The 17,357-nt window shown below is 64.7% G+C and carries 22 protein-coding genes; 12 read left to right on the top strand and 10 right to left on the bottom strand.

Annotation, left to right across the window (positions count from 1 at the left end; genetic code table 11):
- Window positions 1-67: 67 nt before the first annotated feature.
- Window positions 68-550, top strand: a complete 483-nt coding sequence (locus K420_RS0110005) for a glutathione peroxidase (RefSeq protein ID WP_027457936.1) — start codon at window positions 68-70, stop codon at window positions 548-550.
- Between the two features lie 72 nt (window positions 551-622).
- Entirely contained in the window at window positions 623-853 is a 231-nt protein-coding gene (locus K420_RS0110010) for a DUF2789 domain-containing protein (protein ID WP_027457937.1), read from the top strand.
- A gap of 15 nt (window positions 854-868) precedes the next feature.
- Here K420_RS0110010 and K420_RS18660 read toward each other — a convergent pair whose 3' ends face one another.
- From K420_RS18660 to hemP, 9 genes are all read right to left on the bottom strand, one after another.
- Window positions 869-1,249, bottom strand: coding sequence for a hypothetical protein (locus K420_RS18660; RefSeq protein WP_051453061.1), 381 nt, complete (start codon window positions 1,247-1,249; stop codon window positions 869-871).
- 103 nt (window positions 1,250-1,352) lie between these two features.
- Window positions 1,353-1,616, bottom strand: a complete 264-nt coding sequence (locus K420_RS0110020; RefSeq protein WP_027457938.1) for a FeoA family protein — start codon at window positions 1,614-1,616, stop codon at window positions 1,353-1,355.
- A gap of 4 nt (window positions 1,617-1,620) precedes the next feature.
- Entirely contained in the window at window positions 1,621-3,555 is a 1,935-nt protein-coding gene (feoB, locus tag K420_RS0110025; protein ID WP_232422758.1) for a ferrous iron transport protein B, read from the bottom strand.
- Window positions 3,556-3,560: 5 nt separating this feature from the next.
- Complete coding sequence (locus K420_RS19730; RefSeq protein ID WP_027457940.1) at window positions 3,561-4,076, bottom strand: TlpA family protein disulfide reductase; 516 nt, start codon at window positions 4,074-4,076, stop codon at window positions 3,561-3,563.
- Window positions 4,073-6,184 carry a TonB-dependent receptor plug domain-containing protein gene (locus tag K420_RS0110035; protein ID WP_198293830.1) on the bottom strand — a complete coding sequence of 704 codons (2,112 nt, stop codon included), beginning with the start codon at window positions 6,182-6,184 and terminating at the stop codon, window positions 4,073-4,075. The genes K420_RS19730 and K420_RS0110035 overlap by 4 nt, the downstream gene beginning before the upstream one ends.
- An 83-nt stretch (window positions 6,185-6,267) precedes the next feature.
- Window positions 6,268-6,693, bottom strand: coding sequence for an ExbD/TolR family protein (locus K420_RS0110040; RefSeq protein ID WP_027457942.1), 426 nt, complete (start codon window positions 6,691-6,693; stop codon window positions 6,268-6,270).
- Window position 6,694: 1 nt separating this feature from the next.
- Window positions 6,695-7,438 carry a MotA/TolQ/ExbB proton channel family protein gene (locus K420_RS21070; RefSeq protein ID WP_027457943.1) on the bottom strand — a complete coding sequence of 248 codons (744 nt, stop codon included), beginning with the start codon at window positions 7,436-7,438 and terminating at the stop codon, window positions 6,695-6,697.
- A gap of 2 nt (window positions 7,439-7,440) precedes the next feature.
- Window positions 7,441-8,082, bottom strand: coding sequence for an energy transducer TonB (locus K420_RS0110050; RefSeq protein ID WP_027457944.1), 642 nt, complete (start codon window positions 8,080-8,082; stop codon window positions 7,441-7,443).
- 109 nt (window positions 8,083-8,191) lie between these two features.
- Window positions 8,192-8,368 (bottom strand): hemin uptake protein HemP, encoded by a 177-nt coding sequence (gene hemP, locus K420_RS0110055; protein ID WP_027457945.1) that lies wholly within the window; start codon window positions 8,366-8,368, stop codon window positions 8,192-8,194.
- Between the two features lie 85 nt (window positions 8,369-8,453).
- On the opposite strand from hemP, the gene K420_RS18670 reads away from it, so the two are divergent.
- From K420_RS18670 to K420_RS0110105, 10 genes are all read left to right on the top strand, one after another.
- Entirely contained in the window at window positions 8,454-8,879 is a 426-nt protein-coding gene (locus K420_RS18670) for an ArsR/SmtB family transcription factor (protein WP_232422759.1), read from the top strand.
- A 15-nt stretch (window positions 8,880-8,894) separates the two neighbouring features.
- The gene (locus K420_RS0110065; RefSeq protein ID WP_027457946.1) at window positions 8,895-10,325 is read left to right on the top strand and encodes a permease; all 1,431 of its coding nucleotides are present in this window, start codon (window positions 8,895-8,897) and stop codon (window positions 10,323-10,325) included.
- A 15-nt stretch (window positions 10,326-10,340) separates the two neighbouring features.
- Complete coding sequence (locus tag K420_RS0110070) at window positions 10,341-10,571, top strand: thioredoxin family protein (protein WP_027457947.1); 231 nt, start codon at window positions 10,341-10,343, stop codon at window positions 10,569-10,571.
- Window positions 10,572-10,775: 204 nt separating this feature from the next.
- On the top strand, window positions 10,776-10,964 hold the full coding sequence (locus K420_RS20715; protein ID WP_198293831.1) for a hypothetical protein: 189 nt from the start codon (window positions 10,776-10,778) through the stop codon (window positions 10,962-10,964).
- A gap of 16 nt (window positions 10,965-10,980) precedes the next feature.
- Complete coding sequence (locus K420_RS0110080) at window positions 10,981-12,228, top strand: ferredoxin reductase family protein (protein WP_051453063.1); 1,248 nt, start codon at window positions 10,981-10,983, stop codon at window positions 12,226-12,228.
- Window positions 12,225-12,590, top strand: a complete 366-nt coding sequence (locus K420_RS0110085) for a cytochrome b5 domain-containing protein (RefSeq protein WP_027457950.1) — start codon at window positions 12,225-12,227, stop codon at window positions 12,588-12,590. The genes K420_RS0110080 and K420_RS0110085 overlap by 4 nt, the downstream gene beginning before the upstream one ends.
- 74 nt (window positions 12,591-12,664) lie before the next feature.
- Window positions 12,665-13,015 (top strand): ArsR/SmtB family transcription factor, encoded by a 351-nt coding sequence (locus K420_RS0110090; protein WP_027457951.1) that lies wholly within the window; start codon window positions 12,665-12,667, stop codon window positions 13,013-13,015.
- A gap of 9 nt (window positions 13,016-13,024) precedes the next feature.
- Complete coding sequence (locus K420_RS0110095; RefSeq protein ID WP_027457952.1) at window positions 13,025-13,525, top strand: arsenate reductase ArsC; 501 nt, start codon at window positions 13,025-13,027, stop codon at window positions 13,523-13,525.
- Entirely contained in the window at window positions 13,522-14,592 is a 1,071-nt protein-coding gene (gene arsB / locus K420_RS0110100; RefSeq protein ID WP_027457953.1) for an ACR3 family arsenite efflux transporter, read from the top strand. The genes K420_RS0110095 and arsB overlap by 4 nt, the downstream gene beginning before the upstream one ends.
- Window positions 14,593-14,703: 111 nt before the next feature.
- Complete coding sequence (locus tag K420_RS0110105; RefSeq protein ID WP_027457954.1) at window positions 14,704-15,852, top strand: iron-containing alcohol dehydrogenase; 1,149 nt, start codon at window positions 14,704-14,706, stop codon at window positions 15,850-15,852.
- 174 nt (window positions 15,853-16,026) lie between these two features.
- On the opposite strand, the gene K420_RS0110110 is transcribed toward K420_RS0110105, so the two are convergent.
- Window positions 16,027-17,340 carry a DUF2325 domain-containing protein gene (locus K420_RS0110110; RefSeq protein ID WP_051453064.1) on the bottom strand — a complete coding sequence of 438 codons (1,314 nt, stop codon included), beginning with the start codon at window positions 17,338-17,340 and terminating at the stop codon, window positions 16,027-16,029.
- Window positions 17,341-17,357: the final 17 nt, after the last annotated feature.

Below are 17,357 nucleotides of genomic sequence, written 5' to 3' on the forward strand. Positions count from 1 at the left end.
AAGCCCGTGAATGGTGCGCCGCCTTTCTCCTGCCAACGCGTAGGCCCACATGGAGGTACCCCATTTCATGAGCCAGACCTTCTACGACTTCAGCGCCCAGCGCCTGAACGGTGATCGGCAGGACTTCGCTGCCTACCGCGGCCAGCTGGTGCTGATCGTGAACACCGCCAGCCAGTGCGGCTTTACCCCGCAATACACCGGCCTCGAAGAACTCTACCGCTTGTTCAAGGACCGGGGCTTTGTCGTCCTTGGCTTTCCCTGCAACCAGTTCGGCGGGCAGGAGCCGGGCGATGCGGAAGCGATCGGCCAGTTCTGCCAGTCGCGTTTCGATGTCACTTTCCCGCTATTCGCCAAAATCGACGTCAACGGCGACAACGCCCATCCGCTCTTCACCTGGCTCAAGCACGAAGCGGCGGGAATCCTGGGCACCGAGGCCATCAAGTGGAATTTCACCAAGTTCCTGGTCAACCGCGAGGGAAAGGTCGTCCATCGCTTTGCCCCGGCCACCCGGCCGGACGAACTGCTGGAAACGATTGAGGCGCAGCTCTGAGGGATGACGAGGGAACTGTTGTCCTCCGCAGCCATCGAACCGACAGATCGCCGCGCCCTGAAGGAGTCCGCCATGCAATCCCAAACGCACACCCTGAATAACTTGTTTGCCCAACTCGGATTGCCTGCTGACGAGGCCGGGCTGGAAAACTTCATCGCCACTCACCGCCCGCTGGCCAACGATATCCCGCTTTACAGGGCGTCCTTCTGGAGCCCGACGCAGCGGGCCTTCCTCAAGGAGGAAATCATCGAGGATGCCGACTGGGCACCGGTCATCGACGAACTGAACGGGCGTCTGCGCTAGGCTTGGTCTGGCCCCTCAGCCTCGGCCGGAATCCGCCACCAGCTTGCCGCCCGAGGCCATCACCCGCTCGCTGAGCGTCTGCAGCATGGCCTGAGCCTCCGCGGCGGCTTCCTGCATTTCATCGGCCGTCAATGGCCGGGCCAGCGCCTCCAGTTCGATACGCTGGATGTTCGGGCACTTTTCGACAACCCCCTGCAGGATGCTGTCCACTTTCTTGGCGCCCAGCCCGAACAGCACTTTTTCCAGTACAAACAGGCGGACGACCATGATGTCCTCCGGGTTCTGGGCGGTCGCCTGCACGGCCTGGATTTCCTTGCGCAGATAGCCACGGAACTTGAGCGGCGTGACCTCGGCAGGTATCTGCAGGACGGTGGAACGGAATTGGCCTTGGATCATGGTGGGGCGAGAAACTGGAAAGCGGTGATTTTCGCAGAAGGGTGGGGGCGGAGAAAGCGTTGTCCCGGCCAGGACTTTCGTCTTGGCTGCCAAACAGGAATCGCTATGCGGCGCCTGCGTCTGTTGTGCGCTCCACCCAGATATGTCGCGCAACACCATGCTCCAGGGCGAGTTCGACTTCCTCGGCGAGGATCACCGTCATCGGTCGCTGCTGCAGGATCTTGATCGGGCGGCCTTCGGCCAGGCCATAGGCTGTCAGTTGTTCGCGCTGCAGCGGGTCGATCTCGTCACCGAGGGCGATGAGGCGGACTTCGCTGCCGGCCGGGATGAAGGCGAGGGGGAGGCGGGCTTCGTGTTTCGGGCTCATGGGGTCACCAGACGGCGCGCAGGACGAGGTTGAACAGGCCGCCGATGAAGAAGGCGAAAGGCACGATCATGCCGACCATGGCCATCGCCGTCTTCGTGCCTTGCTCCTTGACCATCATCATCAGGCTGGCGAAGCAGGGAATGAACAGGGTGATGGTGATCATGCCAACCACGGCCTGGATCGGCGACAGGTCGTGGGCCATGGCAAACAGGCCGGTGGCGCCGAAATCGCGCCGCAGGAAGCCCATCACGAAGGCGGCCGAGGCTTCCTTGGGCAGGCCGAGCCAGCCGGTAACCAGCGGTTCGCCGGCTTCGATGATGGCGGGCAGGGCGCCCAGCTTGTCGAGTGCGAACATGATGAAGGTGCCGAGCAGGAAAAGCGGGATGACCTCGATCAGGTACCACTTCAGCCGGCCACCGGTTTTCTTCAGCACGTTGCCGAGGATGGGCAGGCGCATCGGCGGCATTTCGGTGACCAGCGGAATGCGCCGGCCGGGGATCAGCTTGGCGGCGAGAAAGCCGGCGAGCAGCAGGACGCCGACCATGGCCAGCGCCCAGATCAGCACGGCGGTGAAGGAGACGCCGCCGAGCATGCCGAGCACGACGCCGAGCTGGGCCGAGCAGGGAATGGCCAGGGCGAGCAGGAAGGTGGTGATCAGCCGTTCGCGCGGCGAATGCAGGATGCGCGTGGTCAGCGTCGCCATCGTCACGCAGCCGAGGCCGAGCACCATGGGCAGCACGGCGCGGCCGTTGAGGCCGATGGCGGCGAACAGGCGGTTGGCGATGACGGTCAGGCGCGGCAGGTAGCCGGAATCCTCGAGCACGCCGAAGGCGATGAAGAAGGTGCTGACGATGGGCAGGATGAGCGCCAGCGCATAGGTCATGCCCATGGTCCACAGGCCGTACTGGCCGACCAGCAGTTCGCGCAGCCAGCCGAGGCTGACATTTGCTTCCATGAACTGGGTGAAGGCCGGGTTGAGGATGCCCTCGAACAGCCCTTCCTCCATCAGCCCGACCAGCGTGGTGGCGCCGAAGACGCCGACGAATTCGTAAACCGCGAACAGCACGCCGAGCAGGATGGGGATGCCCCACAGTGGATGCACGACGGCCTGGCCGATACGTTGGGAGAGCAGCGGGCTGCTCTTCACGGCGCGGGAAATGACGCTGGCGGCGAGCGCATCGGCGGCTTCCGTGCGTTCGCGGGCGAGCAGGGTCGGCAGGTCGCCTTCGCTGGCCGTACGGGCCTGCTGGCGCAGGGCTTCCAGGGTCGGGTAGGCGGTGCCGCCCTGTTCGCGCAGCCAGTCCTCGACCACGCTGTCGCCGCCGAGGAAGAGGATGGCCAGGCCGCGTGCCGCGAGGTGCGGGTGCGGGCAGTGCTGGGTGATGGCGGTGGCAACGGCAGCGATGTGGCGCTCGAACTCCTCGTCGTAGTGGAGCAGGCTTTCCGGCTTCTTCGCCTGGCCGATGGCGGTAATCAGATGCCCGATGCCTTCGCCGCCGGTTGCCACCGTGGCCAGCACCGGGGCGCCCAGTTCCTCGGCCAGTTCGGCGATGTCGACGGTGACGCCGCGCGCCGCCGCTTCGTCGTGCATGTTGAGGGCGAGCACCATGGGCACGCCGAGTTCGACGAGCAGGGCGCTCAGGGTCAGCGTGCGGCGCAGGTTCTTGGCATCGCCCACTTGCACCAGACAGCGCACCGGCTCACCGAGCAGGGCGCGCATGGTGGCGCGTTCGTCGTCGCTGCGCGAGGGCAGGGCGAGGACGCCCGGCGTGTCGAGCAGTTCGGCGCTGGCGTCGAAGCGGGCCGTGGCGCGGGTGACTTCGACCGTCGTCCCGGGGTAGTTGGAAACGTTGACGTAGGCGCCTGTCAGGCGGTGGAAGAGAACCGATTTGCCGACGTTGGGGTGGCCGACGAGGAGGATGGCAGGGTGGGTGTTCACGATGATCAGGTGCGGGAGCAGCGGTGGATGGCGGTGTTCAGCCAGTCGGCGGTGACTTCGCCGGTTTGTCGGGCGCAGGTACGGCGTTGCGCGTCGAGCACGACGGTGTAGGGCAGCGCGCCAGCCCGGTTGCCGAAGCGGGCAAGCAAGCCGCGCGGCTCGCTCGGGCCGTGCAGCAGCCGGACCGGCGGTTGCAGGGCGGCGAGCACGCCGCCCGGTGCGTTGGCAGTTTCGTAGGGGCGTTGCAAGGCAATGGCGACGACCTGCGACGGGCCCTGGCGGGCGGTGTCGGCCAGCAGCGGCATTTCGCGCACACAGGGCGGACAGTCGCTGCGCCAGAAATTCACGACGGTCACCCGCTGGGGCAGGTCAGCCAGACGGATGAAGGCGCGTCCGTCGGAGAGTTCGAAATCAAGCGCCGCGCCGCCCGCCTCGGCAGCATGGGCAGCGGCAGGCAAGCAAAAAGGCCCCGCCAGTGCGGCGAGGCCAATGAGCAGCGAGGCGGAGCGGCTAGAAATCACAGGGTGAATTTTACGCCGCCGTAGATGAATCGGCCGCGGTTCGGGCCCCAGATGTTGGTCACGTCGAAGCTGCCCGTGCCATCCACCCAGAGCATGCTTTCCTTGTCGGACTGCTTGAAGTCGAAGACATTATCGATGCCGAGGAAGGTGCTCCACTGCTTGTTCAGGCGGTATTCGCCGCGCAGGTCCACGACCCAGTAGGACGGGCTCTTGCTCAGCTTGCGGGTACCGTCGAAGTTGTAGCGGTCGGTGCCGTAGAACTTGTCGAGATCCATCGGGCCGGTCCAGGTGCCGCGCAGCATACCGGTCCATGGTCCGGCCTCGTAATCGAGGCGCAGGTAGGCGCGGGTTTCCGGACGGGCAAAGGCGAGGGTGCCCATTTCGCTGAAACGGTACTTGAAGTGCTCGACGGCAGCAGTCGTTTCCAGTTGTGGTGTCAGCTTGTAGGTGACGGTGAGGTCGCCGCCGACCACGGTGACCGGCTTATGGGCCGAGGTGAACAGCGTGATCGGCTGGCCGCTGACCGGATCGGTGGCGCCCGAATCGAGCAGGGCCATGTTCTTGATCCGGTTGTAGTTCAGCGAGCCGACGAAGGCCATCCGGTCGCCGGCGTAGGACAGCGCGTAGGACAGGTTGTCCGATGTCTCGGCTTCCTTGATGTTGCGTACGATGCGCGTTGTCGCCAGGATGCCGTGATCCTGCTCGAAGAAGGAAGTCGGCGCGCGGAAACCGCGACCGATGGCGAAGCGACTGTTCAGTTCGTGACTGTGGTTCCACAGCACGTTCAAGCGCGGGCTGGTGATGCCGCCGAAAATGTTGTGCTGGTCGTAGCGCACCGAGCCGTTGAGTTCGACGACGCCATCGAGGAGGGCACGGTAAGCCTGCAGGAAGACGCCTGGCGTCCGGTACTTGTAGTTGTCGATGCCGTCGTTGACGGTCGATACGCCGGTCGTGTTGTCGTAGGCACTGCCGACGCTGCTCAGGTCTTCGTAGCGGTAGGTGGTGCCGGCGGTGACCAGGGTGGCGCCGAGCGGCTGCTGGGTGCTGGCTTCCAGGTAGTATTGGGTTTGGTCGGCCTTGTAGTAGGAACCTTCATAGAAGGAATCCTGCTTGTGCTTGGCGTAGCCGACGGCAAAACGCAGGCTGCCTTCGCCGAGCTTGCGGGTGGCGCTGGAAATGAATTGCTGGCGGTCGGTAAAGATGATTTCCGACATGCCGCCCCGGCCGTCGGTGTAGGGGATCACCGTGCCGGTGGAGGGGTCGATCCAGCCGTTGCGGTCCGGCGAGCCGTTCCTGCCCTTGCTCCAGTCGAAGGGGTTGCCGCTCATGCTGGCCTTGACGCCGCTGTAGTCGGTGCCCATGGCGCCGCCCATCCGCTTTTCCTCGACCACGTCGAGGCGGCCCCTGAGTTTGAAGCCGCCGATGTCGTCGACGAAGAAGCCGAGACCGCCCATGTTGCGTTTGAAACCGGTGTATTCGGAAACGCCGTTGCCGTCGCCATCGACCGTGTCGTGCTGGTTGTGGCTGAAGTTGGCGGTCAGCGCGCCACCGGCGAAGGTCTTGGCGCCGAACAGGTCGGTATTCCATTGGCCGAAGGAGCCGAACTGCTGATTGGCCATGAATTCATCCTTGAGCGGGCGGCGGGTGACGATATTCACCGAACCGGCCAGCGCCTCGGGGGCGATCAGGCTGCTGCCGGCGCCGCGCGAGATGTCGATGCGCTCGATGCCGCCCAGGTTCACGCTGTCCAGGCCATAGGCGGTGGACACCGACGAGAAGATCGGAATGCCGTCGATGAGCAGTGTGGTGTAGCGGCCGGGCAGGTTGTTGAGCACGACGTTGCGCACGTTGCAGATCGAGCATTCGGTCTGCACCGAGATGCCCGGGCGCTTGTCGAGCGCCTCGGTGAGCATCGTGGCGCCGGTTTTTTCGAGTTCGCGGGCGCCGATCGATTCCGTGGCGACGATCTCGTCGCGCAGCACGGGCTTGGCGCCAACGCTGCGGCCGGAGGATACGGTGACATCGCCGAGCTGCTTGTCGGCCAGCGCCGGCAGGGCGAAGGCCAGGGCCAGCGCGGCGGCCAGCGGGCGAAGCGCATGCGTGTTCATGATGATTGCTCCCTGAGTGCTTTTTTTGGTGTGGTGGATCATGAAAAAGGCCGCTCGCAAGCGGCCTGTCGAAGGCGAGGCGATTACGGCTGGCCTTCTCCCGGCTGGGTGACGAAGCCGATCTTGGTCAGCCCGGCCCGGCGGGCGGCGCTCATCGTCTCGGCCACCGTTTCGTAGCGGGTGTTGCGGTCGGCCTTGAGATGCATCTCGACGTTGGCGTCCTGGGCCACGGCGTCGCGGAACTTCTGCTCCAGGCCGTTGCGGTCCACCGTGTCGTTGCCGACATAAACGAGGTTCTCGCCGGTGATCGAAACCTGCAACGTCATCGGCTTTTCCGGCGTCGGCGTGCTGGCGGCGCGCGGCAGGTCGACCTTGACCGAATGCGTCATCAGCGGCGCGGTGATGATGAAGATGATCAACAGCACCAGCATCACGTCGACCAGCGGCGTCATGTTGATTTCCGCGGTCGGCATCTGGCTGCCCGGCGAATTGAAGGAACCCATCGCCATGTTATGCGGCCTCCGTCGCGGCGCGGGCACGCATCGGGTGGATCTGCGCGCTGTTGGCCACGAAAGGCTTGCCGACGGTGAAGAAGGCGTGCAGGTCGTGGGCGAAGGCGTCGAGGTCGGCCAGCACGACGCGGTTGGCGCGGGTGAAGGCGTTGTAGGCGAAGACGGCCGGTAGCGCGACGGCGAGGCCGGCGGCGGTCATGATCAGCGCCTCGCCGACCGGGCCGGCGACCTTTTCCAGCGCGGCCTGACCCGAGAGGCCGATGGCGACCAGGGCGTGATAGATGCCCCACACGGTGCCGAACAGGCCGACGAAGGGGGCGGTGGCGCCGGTGGTGGCGAGCAGGGTCAGGCCGTTTTCCATGCCGGCCTGGGTCACCATTAGCTGTTGGCGTAGGGCGCGCTCCATCTGCTCGGCCGGGTCGAAGCGGGAGGCCAGGCGGCCGGTGACGGCCTCGCACTCATGGTTGCAGCAGTTGGCCTGCTCGGCGAGCTGGGCGTAGGGACTGTCCTCGCCGTTCTGGCGGAGCTTCTCGATGCCCTCGGCGACGCTGGTCGCGGCCCAGAAGCCGGCTACTGCCCTGGCGGCGCGGCGGGTGCGATACCAGTCCCAGGCCTTGGCCAGGATCAGGTACCAGCTGGCGATCGACATGGCGGCCAGGATGTAGGCCACAGTATGCGAGACGACGTCGCCGGCAGCCCACAGGTGGGCGAAGCCAAAGGCGTTTTGGGCGGTTTCCTGCATGCTTATTGCTCCAATTTGAAAATGATCGGGACGAGAACGAAGCTCTGCACGGCGGTGTCGCCGCGCTTGGCCGGGATGAATTTCCAGTGGCGCACGGTCTTCTGCGCCGCCTCGTCGAGGCGCTGGCTGCCGGAGGAGGTCTTGATCTCGACGCTATCCGCCGTGCCTTGCGGGGTGACGGAGACGCGCAGGATGACCTTGCCTTCCTCGCCCATGCGGCGGGAGAGCGGCGGGTAGGGCGGCGCCGGGTTGGCCAGGTAGTCGGCGTCGAAACGGGCCTGGGTCAGCGGCTCGGGGGCTGGCGGGGCGGGCGGTGCCGGCTTGATGTCGGGTGGGGTGGCGACCGGGGCGGCAGGCGCCGGTTGCGTGCTTTGGGTCGCTTCGATGACCGGCACCGGCTGCGGCTTCTGCGGCGTGGGCTGCTGGCGCACCGGCTGTGGCTTGACCACCGGCAGGGGCTTGGCTTCGGGCGGCTTTTCCTGGGCTGGCTGGATCAGATCGACGATCAGCGGCATTTCCATGATCTGCGGCGCCACGGTCTTGGCGGCCATGATGATCAGGAAGACCCCGACGTGGGCGCCGATCACGATGCCCAGCAGGCCGCCGCGGCGGGCTGTGGTGGGGCGGGAGAGGGCGTAGCTCATAAATTTGTTCGGATGTGGCCCCGGAGCGCGGCAAAAAGACCCTGGCTCGCTGGCTGTCGGCTTGCTGGCTGTGGGAACGAGAGATTTACAACGGAGAGAAAAAACGCGTCTATTTGGTCAGGATCAGCTTGTTTTCGCGGGTCACGCGCAGCAGGTAGCACTGGCCGGCATGCTCGATCTCGACCGACGAAGCGCCCTGCAACAGGTTGTGGCTCGGAATGCGCGAGCGTTGCCCGGCAGGCGAACTGGCCAGGGTCGGGACAGGCGGTTTGGGTTGGCTGTTCATGATTTTGATTCAAACGAGAATAGTTCGCATTATTTTGTTAATGAGAATGATTGTCAACAATATTTTGGCCTAGTCCGGAAGGTTTATGCCATGGCGTCGCTTCTTCCAGAATCGCCTTGAACTTTTGAAATCATTCGATATTATTCAAATTATGGAAACACTAAACGCCGCTGAACTTCTCGCAGCCCTGGGGCATGAATCCCGCCTCGGCATCTTCCGGCTGCTCATCGAAGCCGGGCCGAAAGGCATGCATGCCAGTGCCATCGGTGAGCTGTTGGCGATGGCGCCAGCCACCCTGTCGTTCCACCTGGGCCACCTTAGCCGGGTCGGGCTGATCCAGGGCGAGCGGGAAAGCCGCTTCATCCACTACAAGGCGAACTTCGCCACCATGGACGAATTGATTGCCTTCCTGACCCGCAATTGCTGCCAGAGGGAGCAATGTCTGCCGCGAACGGTGTGTTGCGATACCACGGACAAACGCCGCGGCAGAGCAAAGGCTGGCGAGGAATAACGAGGGGAATTGGTCATGGACTGGTTGATAACAGTGGTGCAGAGCGGTTTGGCCAGCCTGGCTTCTTATCTGGCAGCTCATGTCCTGCTCTGTCTGGTGCCCGCCTTCTTCATCGCCGGCGGCCTGTCGGCACTGGTGCCGCAGCAATCCATCATTCGCTACCTCGGCCCCGATGCCCCGAAGTGGATGTCGTACTCTGCGGCAGCCGGGGCGGGCAGCCTGCTCGCCGTCTGCTCATGCACCATACAGCCCCTGTTTGCCGGCATCTACAAGAAAGGCGCCGGCCTCGGCCCGGCGATTACCTTCCTGTTCTTCGCCCCGGCCGCCAATATCCTGGCGCTCTCGTATACCGGGGTCGCCCTCGGTGCTGACTTCGCGATTGCCCGGATTTTGCTGGCGCTCTCGTTCGGTATCGGCATCGGCATGATCATGGCGGTACTGTTCCGCACCAGCGAGGTTGCCCGCCTGGCAGACAGCCAGACCTTTGCTGGCGGCGAGGGTGTTTCGCGCAAGGTGCTGCTTTTCCTCGGCACACTGGTCGCCTTGCTGATTGCCGGCACTCTGAAGCTCGATTTCCTGAAAGCTGTCGTGTTCAGTACCGCCCTGTCCTGGCCAGGCGCCGCTGGCGTGCAGCAACTGCTCGATAGCTGGGTGCCGGTCAACGCCGCCACCGGTGCCGAGGGCCTGAGCCTGCAGGGGGCTCTGCTCATCGCCCTGCTCGCGGTCATTGGTGCCACCGCCTGGCAGGGCCTGGGCAAGGTCGATGCAGGCTTTAACCGCCTGACGCCCATCGCGCTCGGGCTGGTCGTCGCCACCCTGGCGTTTGCCGCCATGGGCGTCCAGGTGACAGCGGACGGCATCAGCCTGACCGTCACCGGCCGCACCCTGGCCGTAATCGTGACCAGCCTGGCGCTGTTGCCACAGGCTCGCCGTTTCGATGCCTGGGACGTTCAGCAATGGCTATGGGAAACCTGGCGTTTCGTGAAGATGATTTTCCCGCTGCTGGTTGTCGGGGTCTTCCTGGTCGGCGTGATTCGGGTCTTCATCCAGCCCGAGTGGATACAGGCCGTCGCCGGCACCAACACCTTGCTCGCCAACATGGCGGGCGTCGTGTTCGGCGTCTTCATGTATTTCCCGACCCTGGTCGAAGTACCAATCGCCAAGATGTTCCTGTCGCTGGGCATGCACCCGGGGCCGCTGATCGCCTACCTGATGGCCGACCCGGAGCTGTCCTTGCAAAGCATCCTGATCACCTCCGCCATCATCGGCAAATTGAAGGCCTGGACCTACGTCGGCCTGGTCGCGCTGTTCTCGACCCTGGCCGGCCTGACCTACGGTGCCTGGGTGGACGGCACCTCGGCCCTGCTGCTGGGTGTCGCGGTGGCCGCCTTCATCCTGCTGCTGAGTAGCGCGCTGCATGTCATCGAAACCCGCCGCAAGGCTTAACCCAAGGAGTTCGCCATGCTTATCAAGATTCTTGGAACGGGATGCGCCAAATGCAACCGCCTGGAACAACTGACCCGCGAAGCGGCCGCCGAACTCGGCATCGCGGCCGATTTCGAGCATGTGACCCAGATGGAACAGATCATGGCCTATCCCATCATGACCACCCCGGCGCTGGTCGTCGATGAACAGGTCAAATGCTCCGGCCGTATACCCAGCAAGGATGAACTGCGCTCCTGGCTCAGCTGATGCGCCGGAAGGCCGGGCGCGCAGCAAGGCCGACGACGGGCCGCGCTTTGGGCGCGTGGTTTTCTATGCCAATGAAAGGGGCTAGTCATGGGTGTCAGGCGACGCAGTTGGCTCATCGCGATAGTGTCCCTGCTCTGCATCGATATGGCGCAGGCCAGGGGACCTTGGCGGGCGAGTGACGGGAACACCACCGGATGGCATTTGATGACACCCGAAGAGCGTGTGGCGCATCAAGCCAGGATTCGCGGGTTCACCAGCTACGAGGCCTGCCATGCCTACCGGCAGGAACATCATCAGCTGATGGTGGCCAGGGCCAGCGAAAAAGGGCTTGCCGCGCCTGCCGGTCGTCGCGATTTCTGCGATCACTTGAGACAGCCGGCACCCCGGCGCTAACGGTCGGTCTGACAACATGCTGCGCATCATGCCGCTTGCCTTGCTGACTACCCTGCTGGTGGGCATCCCGGTTTACTGGGCATTCCCGGAGGGTCTGGGCATCTGGCGCAGCGCCGCCATCGTCTCCGGCTGGCTGGGTTCCGGTCTGCTGCTGGCCAACCTGCTGTGCATGATCCGGGAGCCATGGTTGGCACAGTGGCTTGGTGGCCTGGAAAGGATGTATGGCTGGCACCACTGGTTTGGTCTGGCGGCCTACATCGTCATCCTATGTCATCCGCTTGCCCTGGCGCTCGATGCCTGGGCCGAGCAACCCGCGCTGGCCTGGGCGGTGCTGGCGCCCTGGCAGCAGAGCTGGCCGGGGTGGCTGGGTTGGCTGGCACTGCTTTGCCTGATGGCAGGCATGAGCAGCGCGTTGGCCTCGCGGACACCGTATTCGACCTGGCGCCGGCTGCATTGGCTGCTCGCCGCGGCCATCATTTTGGCGGTGGCCCATTTGTTCGTGCTCGGGCTGGATTTTCCCTTGCTCTGGTCGCCACTGCTTGCCATCGGCTTCATTCTGTGGCGCGTCGTCAGGGCGGATTACGGGCTGGCCGCCACACCATTCGTTGTCAGCGAGGTGCGGTCGCCGGCCAGGGATATTGTCGAAGTTCAGCTTGCACCCTTGTCCCGGGCGCTTGATGCCCGCCCCGGGCAGTTCGTCTTGGCGGCCTTTCACGATGGTCCGAATTTTCGCGGTTGCCACGAGTTCCACCCGTTCACCATCAGTGCCCTCGGTGCGCTTGGAGAGTTGTCGCTCGGCATCAAGGCCCTGGGCGATTGCACACAGCACCTGCAGTCACTGGAGCCGGGCGTTACCGCCAGCATCCAGGGGCCGTTCGGGGATTTTCTCTCCGGGCAGGCAGCCGGGCGGAGTTTGTGGATAGCCGGCGGCATCGGCATCACGCCGTTTCTCGCTCGCCTGCGTGCCGGCCCACCCACCAGTCCGGTGCATCTGGTTTATCTCTATCGGGGTGAACAGGATGCCGCCTATCTGCACGAACTGCGCAGCTTTGCCCAGTCAGGTCAGCATTTCAGCCTGACCGCCCGGGAAAGCGGCAGCAAGGCACCGGCATTTTCCGACCTCATTCCTGCAACACCCGAACTGCCGGGAACGAACTGTTACTTGTGCGGCCCCCCGGGCCTGGTCGCCGCGGCTGTCCATTACCTGTTGGCGCAAGGGGTTCCGGGCGGGCAAATTCATTTCGAACGGTTCGACTTCCGATGAGCCGCAAACTATTCCTTGTCGCGACCGCGCTCTTCTGGATGGCTGTCGGGGTTGCCTGGCTGGACAGCCGCTCGGGGTCGGCAACGCCGGTTGTGCCACCGGTCGAGGTTGGCAAACGGTTTACCCTGGCCGAGGTCGCCCGGCATGCCACCGAAGACGACTGTTGGATGGCCATCAACGGCAAGGTCTACGACCTCAGTGCCTATCTGCCGGAGCATCCGTCGCGTCCGGACATCATTTTGCCCTGGTGTGGCCGGGAAGCCTCGGAGGCCTACCGCACAAAGATGAAGGGGCGGCCCCATTCCGGCATGGCGGATCAGCTGCTGGAGACCTACGTAATGGGGAGTTTGCTCGCCGAATAGGCTGGCGGCACGCCAGGCCGGTCTGTCAGCATGCCGCCGTTGTTGTACTTATATATTTCTATTATTATAGAAACATGGATATACAAAACGCTGTTGTCGCCCTGGGCGCCCTGGCCCAGGAAACCCGCCTGCAAGTGTTCCGCTTGTTGGTTCAGGCGGGTGAGGAGGGTTTGGCTGTCGGGCGCATTGCCGAACTGCTGGGCACCGAACCCAATGGCCGCTTGTCCTTCCATCTGAAGGAACTGGTCAATGCCGGTCTGGCCACGTCGCGCCAGGCCGGGCGATTCATTTACTACTCGGCCCATTACCCCGCCATGAACGAGCTGCTGGCCTACCTGACCGAGCAGTGTTGCGGCGGGCAGCCCTGTGGCGAGCCGGTACCCGTGTGCCAGCCGCAACCCGCAAACTCCTCCTCCATCGTTTAAGGCCTGTCGATGAAACACGCTCCTTTCAATGTGTTGGTGCTGTGCACCGGCAACTCCGCCCGCTCGATACTTGCCGAGGCCTTGTTCAATCATCTCGGCGGTGGGCGCTTCACGGCGTATTCCGCCGGCAGCCAGCCGTCCGGCACGGTGAATCCGGTGGCGCTGGAAACCCTCGACAGGCATGGTGTGCCGCTCCCCGAGGCGCGCAGCAAGTCGTGGGACGAGTTCGCCGCGCCGGGCGCGCCCGAGATGGATTTCATCTTTACCGTCTGCGCCTCGGCGGCCGGCGAGGCTTGCCCGATCTGGCCGGGCCACCCGACCACGGCGCACTGGGGGATTGCCGACCCGGCGCATGTCGAGCCCCTGGCGGCGCGACTCGAGGCCTTCGAGACGGCCTACTGGCAGCTTGCCCGGCGTATCGGCGCTTTCGTGACATTGCCGCTGGAAACGCTGTCGGCACAAGAGGTTGCCGCCGCCGCCCGCCGTATCCATGAGGAGGGCGAGGCATGAGTGCCCAGTGCGGTGTCGCCACCAAGCAGGCGGCCGGTGTGTCGATGGGCTTCTTCGAGCGTTATCTTAGCCTCTGGGTCGTTCTCTGCATCGTCGCCGGCATCCTGCTCGGCCAATGGTTTCCGGCGGCCTTCCAGGCCCTCGGGCGGATCGAGTACGCGCAGGTCAATTTGCCGGTTGGCCTGCTGATCTGGGTGATGATCGTGCCGATGCTGATGAAGATCGACTTTGCGTCGATCAGCGAGGTCAAGGATCAGAAGGCCAGCATCGGCATCACGCTGTTCGTCAATTGGGCGATCAAGCCGTTCACCATGGCCGCCCTCGGCTGGCTGTTCATCCGCCATGTCTTTGCGCCCTGGCTGCCGGCCGAACAGCTCGACAGCTACATTGCCGGCCTGATCCTGCTCGGCGCGGCGCCCTGTACGGCAATGGTCTTCGTGTGGAGCAACCTGTGCCGCGGCAATGCCAATTTCACAATTTCGCAGGTGGCGCTGAACGATCTGGTGATGGTCTTCGCCTTTGCCCCGATCGTCGCCTTCCTGCTCGGTGTGTCGGCCATTCCGGTGCCGTGGGACACCTTGCTGCTGTCGGTGGTGATGTACATCGTCATTCCGCTGGCCATCGCCCAGGGGCTGCGCAAGCATTTCCTGCGTGGCGGCGAGCAGGCCTTCAAGCAGGCGGCCGAGCGCATCGCGCCGTTCACCATCATGGCGCTGCTGGCCACGCTGGTGCTGCTGTTCGCCTTCCAGGGCGAGGCCATCGTCAAGCAGCCGCTGATCATCGGCATGCTGGCGGTTCCCATCTTCCTGCAGGGCCTGCTCATTGCCGGCATCGGGTATTGGCTGAACCGGAAATTCCGCGTCGATCACGATATCGCCGGGCCATCGACCATGATCGGTGCCTCCAATTTTTTCGAACTCGCGGTGGCGGTCGCCATCGTTCTCTACGGTTTCGATTCCGGCGCCGCGCTGGCCACCGTTGTCGGCGTGCTGATCGAAGTGCCGGTGATGCTCTGGCTGGTCAGGATGGTCAATGCGAGCAAGGCCTGGTACGAAAAGGCGCTCTGATTTCGGGGCGGGCTGAACAAGGCGACAATCGGCGATACCCCCGGCTGCGGGGCTGACTGAAACGGCGCGCCGTGTCATCCTTGGGCAGCCCGGCGATCAAGGAGCAGAACCATGGAAAACTTTACTTTTTTCAACCCGACCCGGATCGAGTTCGGTGCCGACAAGGAGCAGTTGATCGGCCAGCACCTGGCCCGGCACGGCGTCCGGAAGGTGCTGCTCTGCTACGGCAGCGAGCGGATCAAGCGCGACGGCCTGTTCGATGCGGTCACGCAGCGCCTGGCCGAGCAGGGCGTTGGCTTCGTCGAGCTGGGGGGCATCGTCAGCAACCCGCTCCTTTCCAAGGTGCGGCAAGGCGTTGCCCTGGCCCGCGCAGAGCAGGTGGATGCCATACTCAGCGTCGGCGGCGGTTCCGTGCTCGACAGCGCCAAGGCAATTGCCGCCGGTGTCGCCCATGCCGGCGATGTCTGGGAGCTGTTCACCGGCCAGGCGCGCATCGAGTCGGCCTTGCCCGTGTTCGCCATCCTGACCCTGGCGGCGACCGGTAGCGAAATGAACTGTTCGGCGGTGGTGACCAACGACGAGACCCAGGAAAAATTTTTCATCACCGCACCGGCCATCTTTCCCAGGCTGTCCATCGTCAATCCCCGGCTGATGCGGAGCGTGTCGCGGGAGTATCTGGTGTATTCCGCAGCCGATGTGATCGCCCATTCCATTGAGGCCTATTTCACCGCGACGGTGCATCCCCGCTTGCAGTCGCGGCTGGTCGAGGCGGTGATCAACACCATCATCGAGACGACCGAAACCCTACTGGCCAACCCGGCTGACGACGACGCACGCGGCGAGTTCGCCTGGGCAGCGACGCTGGCCCTGAACGGGCTGACTTTTTCCGGATGCGCCGGCTTCGGCTACCCCAACCACGCCATCGAGCATTCGCTCTCCGCGCTGTTCAACGTACCGCATGGCGCCGGGCTATCGGTGGTCATGCCGGCCTGGATGAAGTGGTACCAGGGTCGCAACCCGGCCCAGTTCGAGCGCTTCGCCCGGCAGGTGTTCGGCCTGGCCACGGCCGCCGAGGGCATTGCCGCGCTGGAAGACTGGTTCGACAAGATCGGCACGCCGACGCGCTTGGGGCAACTGGGCATCCAGGCCGCCGACCTGCCGGCGATTGCCGACAACGTCCAGCTCAGCGTCCAGCGTTTCGGCATCGCCGAGGCGTACCCGCCGGAGGCGGTGGCCGAGATCCTGCAACGCGCGCTGTAAGCCCCCCGGGTTCCTGAAAGCCCGTGTCAACGCAAAGGCGCCAAGGGAAAAACGAGTTTCACCGAGCAGGCGCAAAACTGCAGGCACACCTGCCGCGTTAAAGGCCTTCCTCGGCGTACCTCCGCACCCTCCACGCCTCCGCGTTGAAAAGCCCCTGACCTGCGGTTTTCAAGATCAGTCGGTGCTCACCGCTTCCGGCTCCTCGCCGCACAGGTCGGCGATGACCCGGCCAAAACTCGATACGCCGCTGCGTTTGACGAACAGGCAGGGCTTGCCGGTGCGCTTGCATTGCTCTTTCACGCGCCAATAGGCGTTGTGGCTGATGCAACCCGCCTGGCAGATGACGAGGTCGGCTGCGGCGAGGGCGCTGTCGATACGGTGCAGGCTTTCTTCCAGGCCGCCGTCGTGGTGCAGGAAGCGCCCGCCCTGGCGCTCGACCGCCTCGCGGTAGGCGCCCACCGCGCCGGAACGGCCGCCGACACAGAGCACGCACTTGCCGTCGAGCGATTCGCAGGCGGCCGTTCGCAAGGTTTCGCCCGTCGAGTCAGGCAAGGAGGTGTCTTCCGCCTGGCGATTGTCGGCTGGGGCGAGCTCAGCAAGCCGGCGCTGCAGGCGGTCCACGGTTTCGGCCTGCTCACGGCACTGGGCAGCGAGGGCGGTGGCGCGTGCGTCGGCATCTTCGGCGCGGCGGGCCAGGGCCTGGCGCTGGCGCAGTTCCGGCACGCTGTCGCGCAGCCGCTCCAGTTCGGCCGACAGGCGGGCAATGCAGGCATCCCGCCCGGCCTGCTCGGCGCGCAGTTCGGTCAGGCGCTCGCCGAGGGCGCGGGTTTCGCCGGCCTTTTCATGGCGGGCCGCTTCGGCATCCTGGCGCAGCACGTCGACCTGGCGGCGCAGTTCGGCATTCTCGGTACGCAAGGCCTGCAGGGTCTTGAGATCGGCACGGGCGCCTGTGCCGACCTGATGCTGGATCATGTGGATGTCGCCGTAGATCTCATGTTCGAGCAGGCTGTCGCAGGCCGGGTGCGTCCATGCCGCCCACAGGGCGCCGGGCAGCTCCACGCCGCTGGCCGTGGCTTCGCGCCAGAGCTGGCGCACGCCGTCGGCCGTCTTGCTGGCGGCAAAGCGGCGGATGGTCAGGGCGTAGCGTTTTTCCAGTGTCTTGTGCAGCAACTCGGCCAGCCGGCTGCGGTTTTCGCAGGCGCCGACGGCCGTGGTGTGCAGCACGAAGTCGCTGGTGTCGCGCGGCAGGTGCATGACCTTGTGCATCAGGCTGCGCAACTCCTTCACTGCAAAGCAGCTGCCGACCACCGGGCAATGGAACTTGTGGGGAATTTCCCACAGCTTGCGCCGGCGGGAGGTGCTGGCCGCTTCCGGCAAGTCCGGTAGTTCGGCCTGGGGGCGGGTCAGGAAGCTGGCGTCGATTTCCGGCCTGGCCGGGTTGTGGCCGAGAAAGACGCCGCCGGCGACGTGGAAGGGGTGATCGGGCATGGTCGGGCTCCGTACTG

The organism is Dechloromonas agitata is5 (genome assembly GCF_000519045.1).
Lineage (GTDB): Bacteria > Pseudomonadota > Gammaproteobacteria > Burkholderiales > Rhodocyclaceae > Azonexus > Azonexus agitatus.

Bases quoted from the DNA above. Each gene is read 5' to 3' on its own strand.
- K420_RS0110095 (WP_027457952.1), top strand. From the start codon at position 13,025: ATGAAACACGCTCCTTTCAATGTGTTGGTGCTGTGCACCGGCAACTCC.
- K420_RS18660 (WP_051453061.1), bottom strand. From the start codon at position 1,249: ATGATCCAAGGCCAATTCCGTTCCACCGTCCTGCAGATACCTGCCGAG.
- K420_RS20715 (WP_198293831.1), top strand. From the start codon at position 10,776: ATGACACCCGAAGAGCGTGTGGCGCATCAAGCCAGGATTCGCGGGTTC.
- K420_RS0110050 (WP_027457944.1), bottom strand. From the start codon at position 8,082: ATGAGCTACGCCCTCTCCCGCCCCACCACAGCCCGCCGCGGCGGCCTG.
- K420_RS0110105 (WP_027457954.1), top strand. From the start codon at position 14,704: ATGGAAAACTTTACTTTTTTCAACCCGACCCGGATCGAGTTCGGTGCC.
- K420_RS0110020 (WP_027457938.1), bottom strand. From the start codon at position 1,616: ATGAGCCCGAAACACGAAGCCCGCCTCCCCCTCGCCTTCATCCCGGCC.
- arsB (WP_027457953.1), top strand. From the start codon at position 13,522: ATGAGTGCCCAGTGCGGTGTCGCCACCAAGCAGGCGGCCGGTGTGTCG.
- K420_RS0110110 (WP_051453064.1), bottom strand. From the start codon at position 17,340: ATGCCCGATCACCCCTTCCACGTCGCCGGCGGCGTCTTTCTCGGCCAC.
- K420_RS0110035 (WP_198293830.1), bottom strand. From the start codon at position 6,184: ATGAACACGCATGCGCTTCGCCCGCTGGCCGCCGCGCTGGCCCTGGCC.
- K420_RS21070 (WP_027457943.1), bottom strand. From the start codon at position 7,438: ATGCAGGAAACCGCCCAAAACGCCTTTGGCTTCGCCCACCTGTGGGCT.
- K420_RS0110080 (WP_051453063.1), top strand. From the start codon at position 10,981: ATGCTGCGCATCATGCCGCTTGCCTTGCTGACTACCCTGCTGGTGGGC.
- K420_RS18670 (WP_232422759.1), top strand. From the start codon at position 8,454: ATGCCATGGCGTCGCTTCTTCCAGAATCGCCTTGAACTTTTGAAATCA.
- K420_RS0110070 (WP_027457947.1), top strand. From the start codon at position 10,341: ATGCTTATCAAGATTCTTGGAACGGGATGCGCCAAATGCAACCGCCTG.
- K420_RS0110005 (WP_027457936.1), top strand. From the start codon at position 68: ATGAGCCAGACCTTCTACGACTTCAGCGCCCAGCGCCTGAACGGTGAT.
- hemP (WP_027457945.1), bottom strand. From the start codon at position 8,368: ATGAACAGCCAACCCAAACCGCCTGTCCCGACCCTGGCCAGTTCGCCT.
- K420_RS0110040 (WP_027457942.1), bottom strand. From the start codon at position 6,693: ATGGCGATGGGTTCCTTCAATTCGCCGGGCAGCCAGATGCCGACCGCG.
- K420_RS0110065 (WP_027457946.1), top strand. From the start codon at position 8,895: ATGGACTGGTTGATAACAGTGGTGCAGAGCGGTTTGGCCAGCCTGGCT.
- K420_RS0110010 (WP_027457937.1), top strand. From the start codon at position 623: ATGCAATCCCAAACGCACACCCTGAATAACTTGTTTGCCCAACTCGGA.
- K420_RS0110085 (WP_027457950.1), top strand. From the start codon at position 12,225: ATGAGCCGCAAACTATTCCTTGTCGCGACCGCGCTCTTCTGGATGGCT.
- K420_RS0110090 (WP_027457951.1), top strand. From the start codon at position 12,665: ATGGATATACAAAACGCTGTTGTCGCCCTGGGCGCCCTGGCCCAGGAA.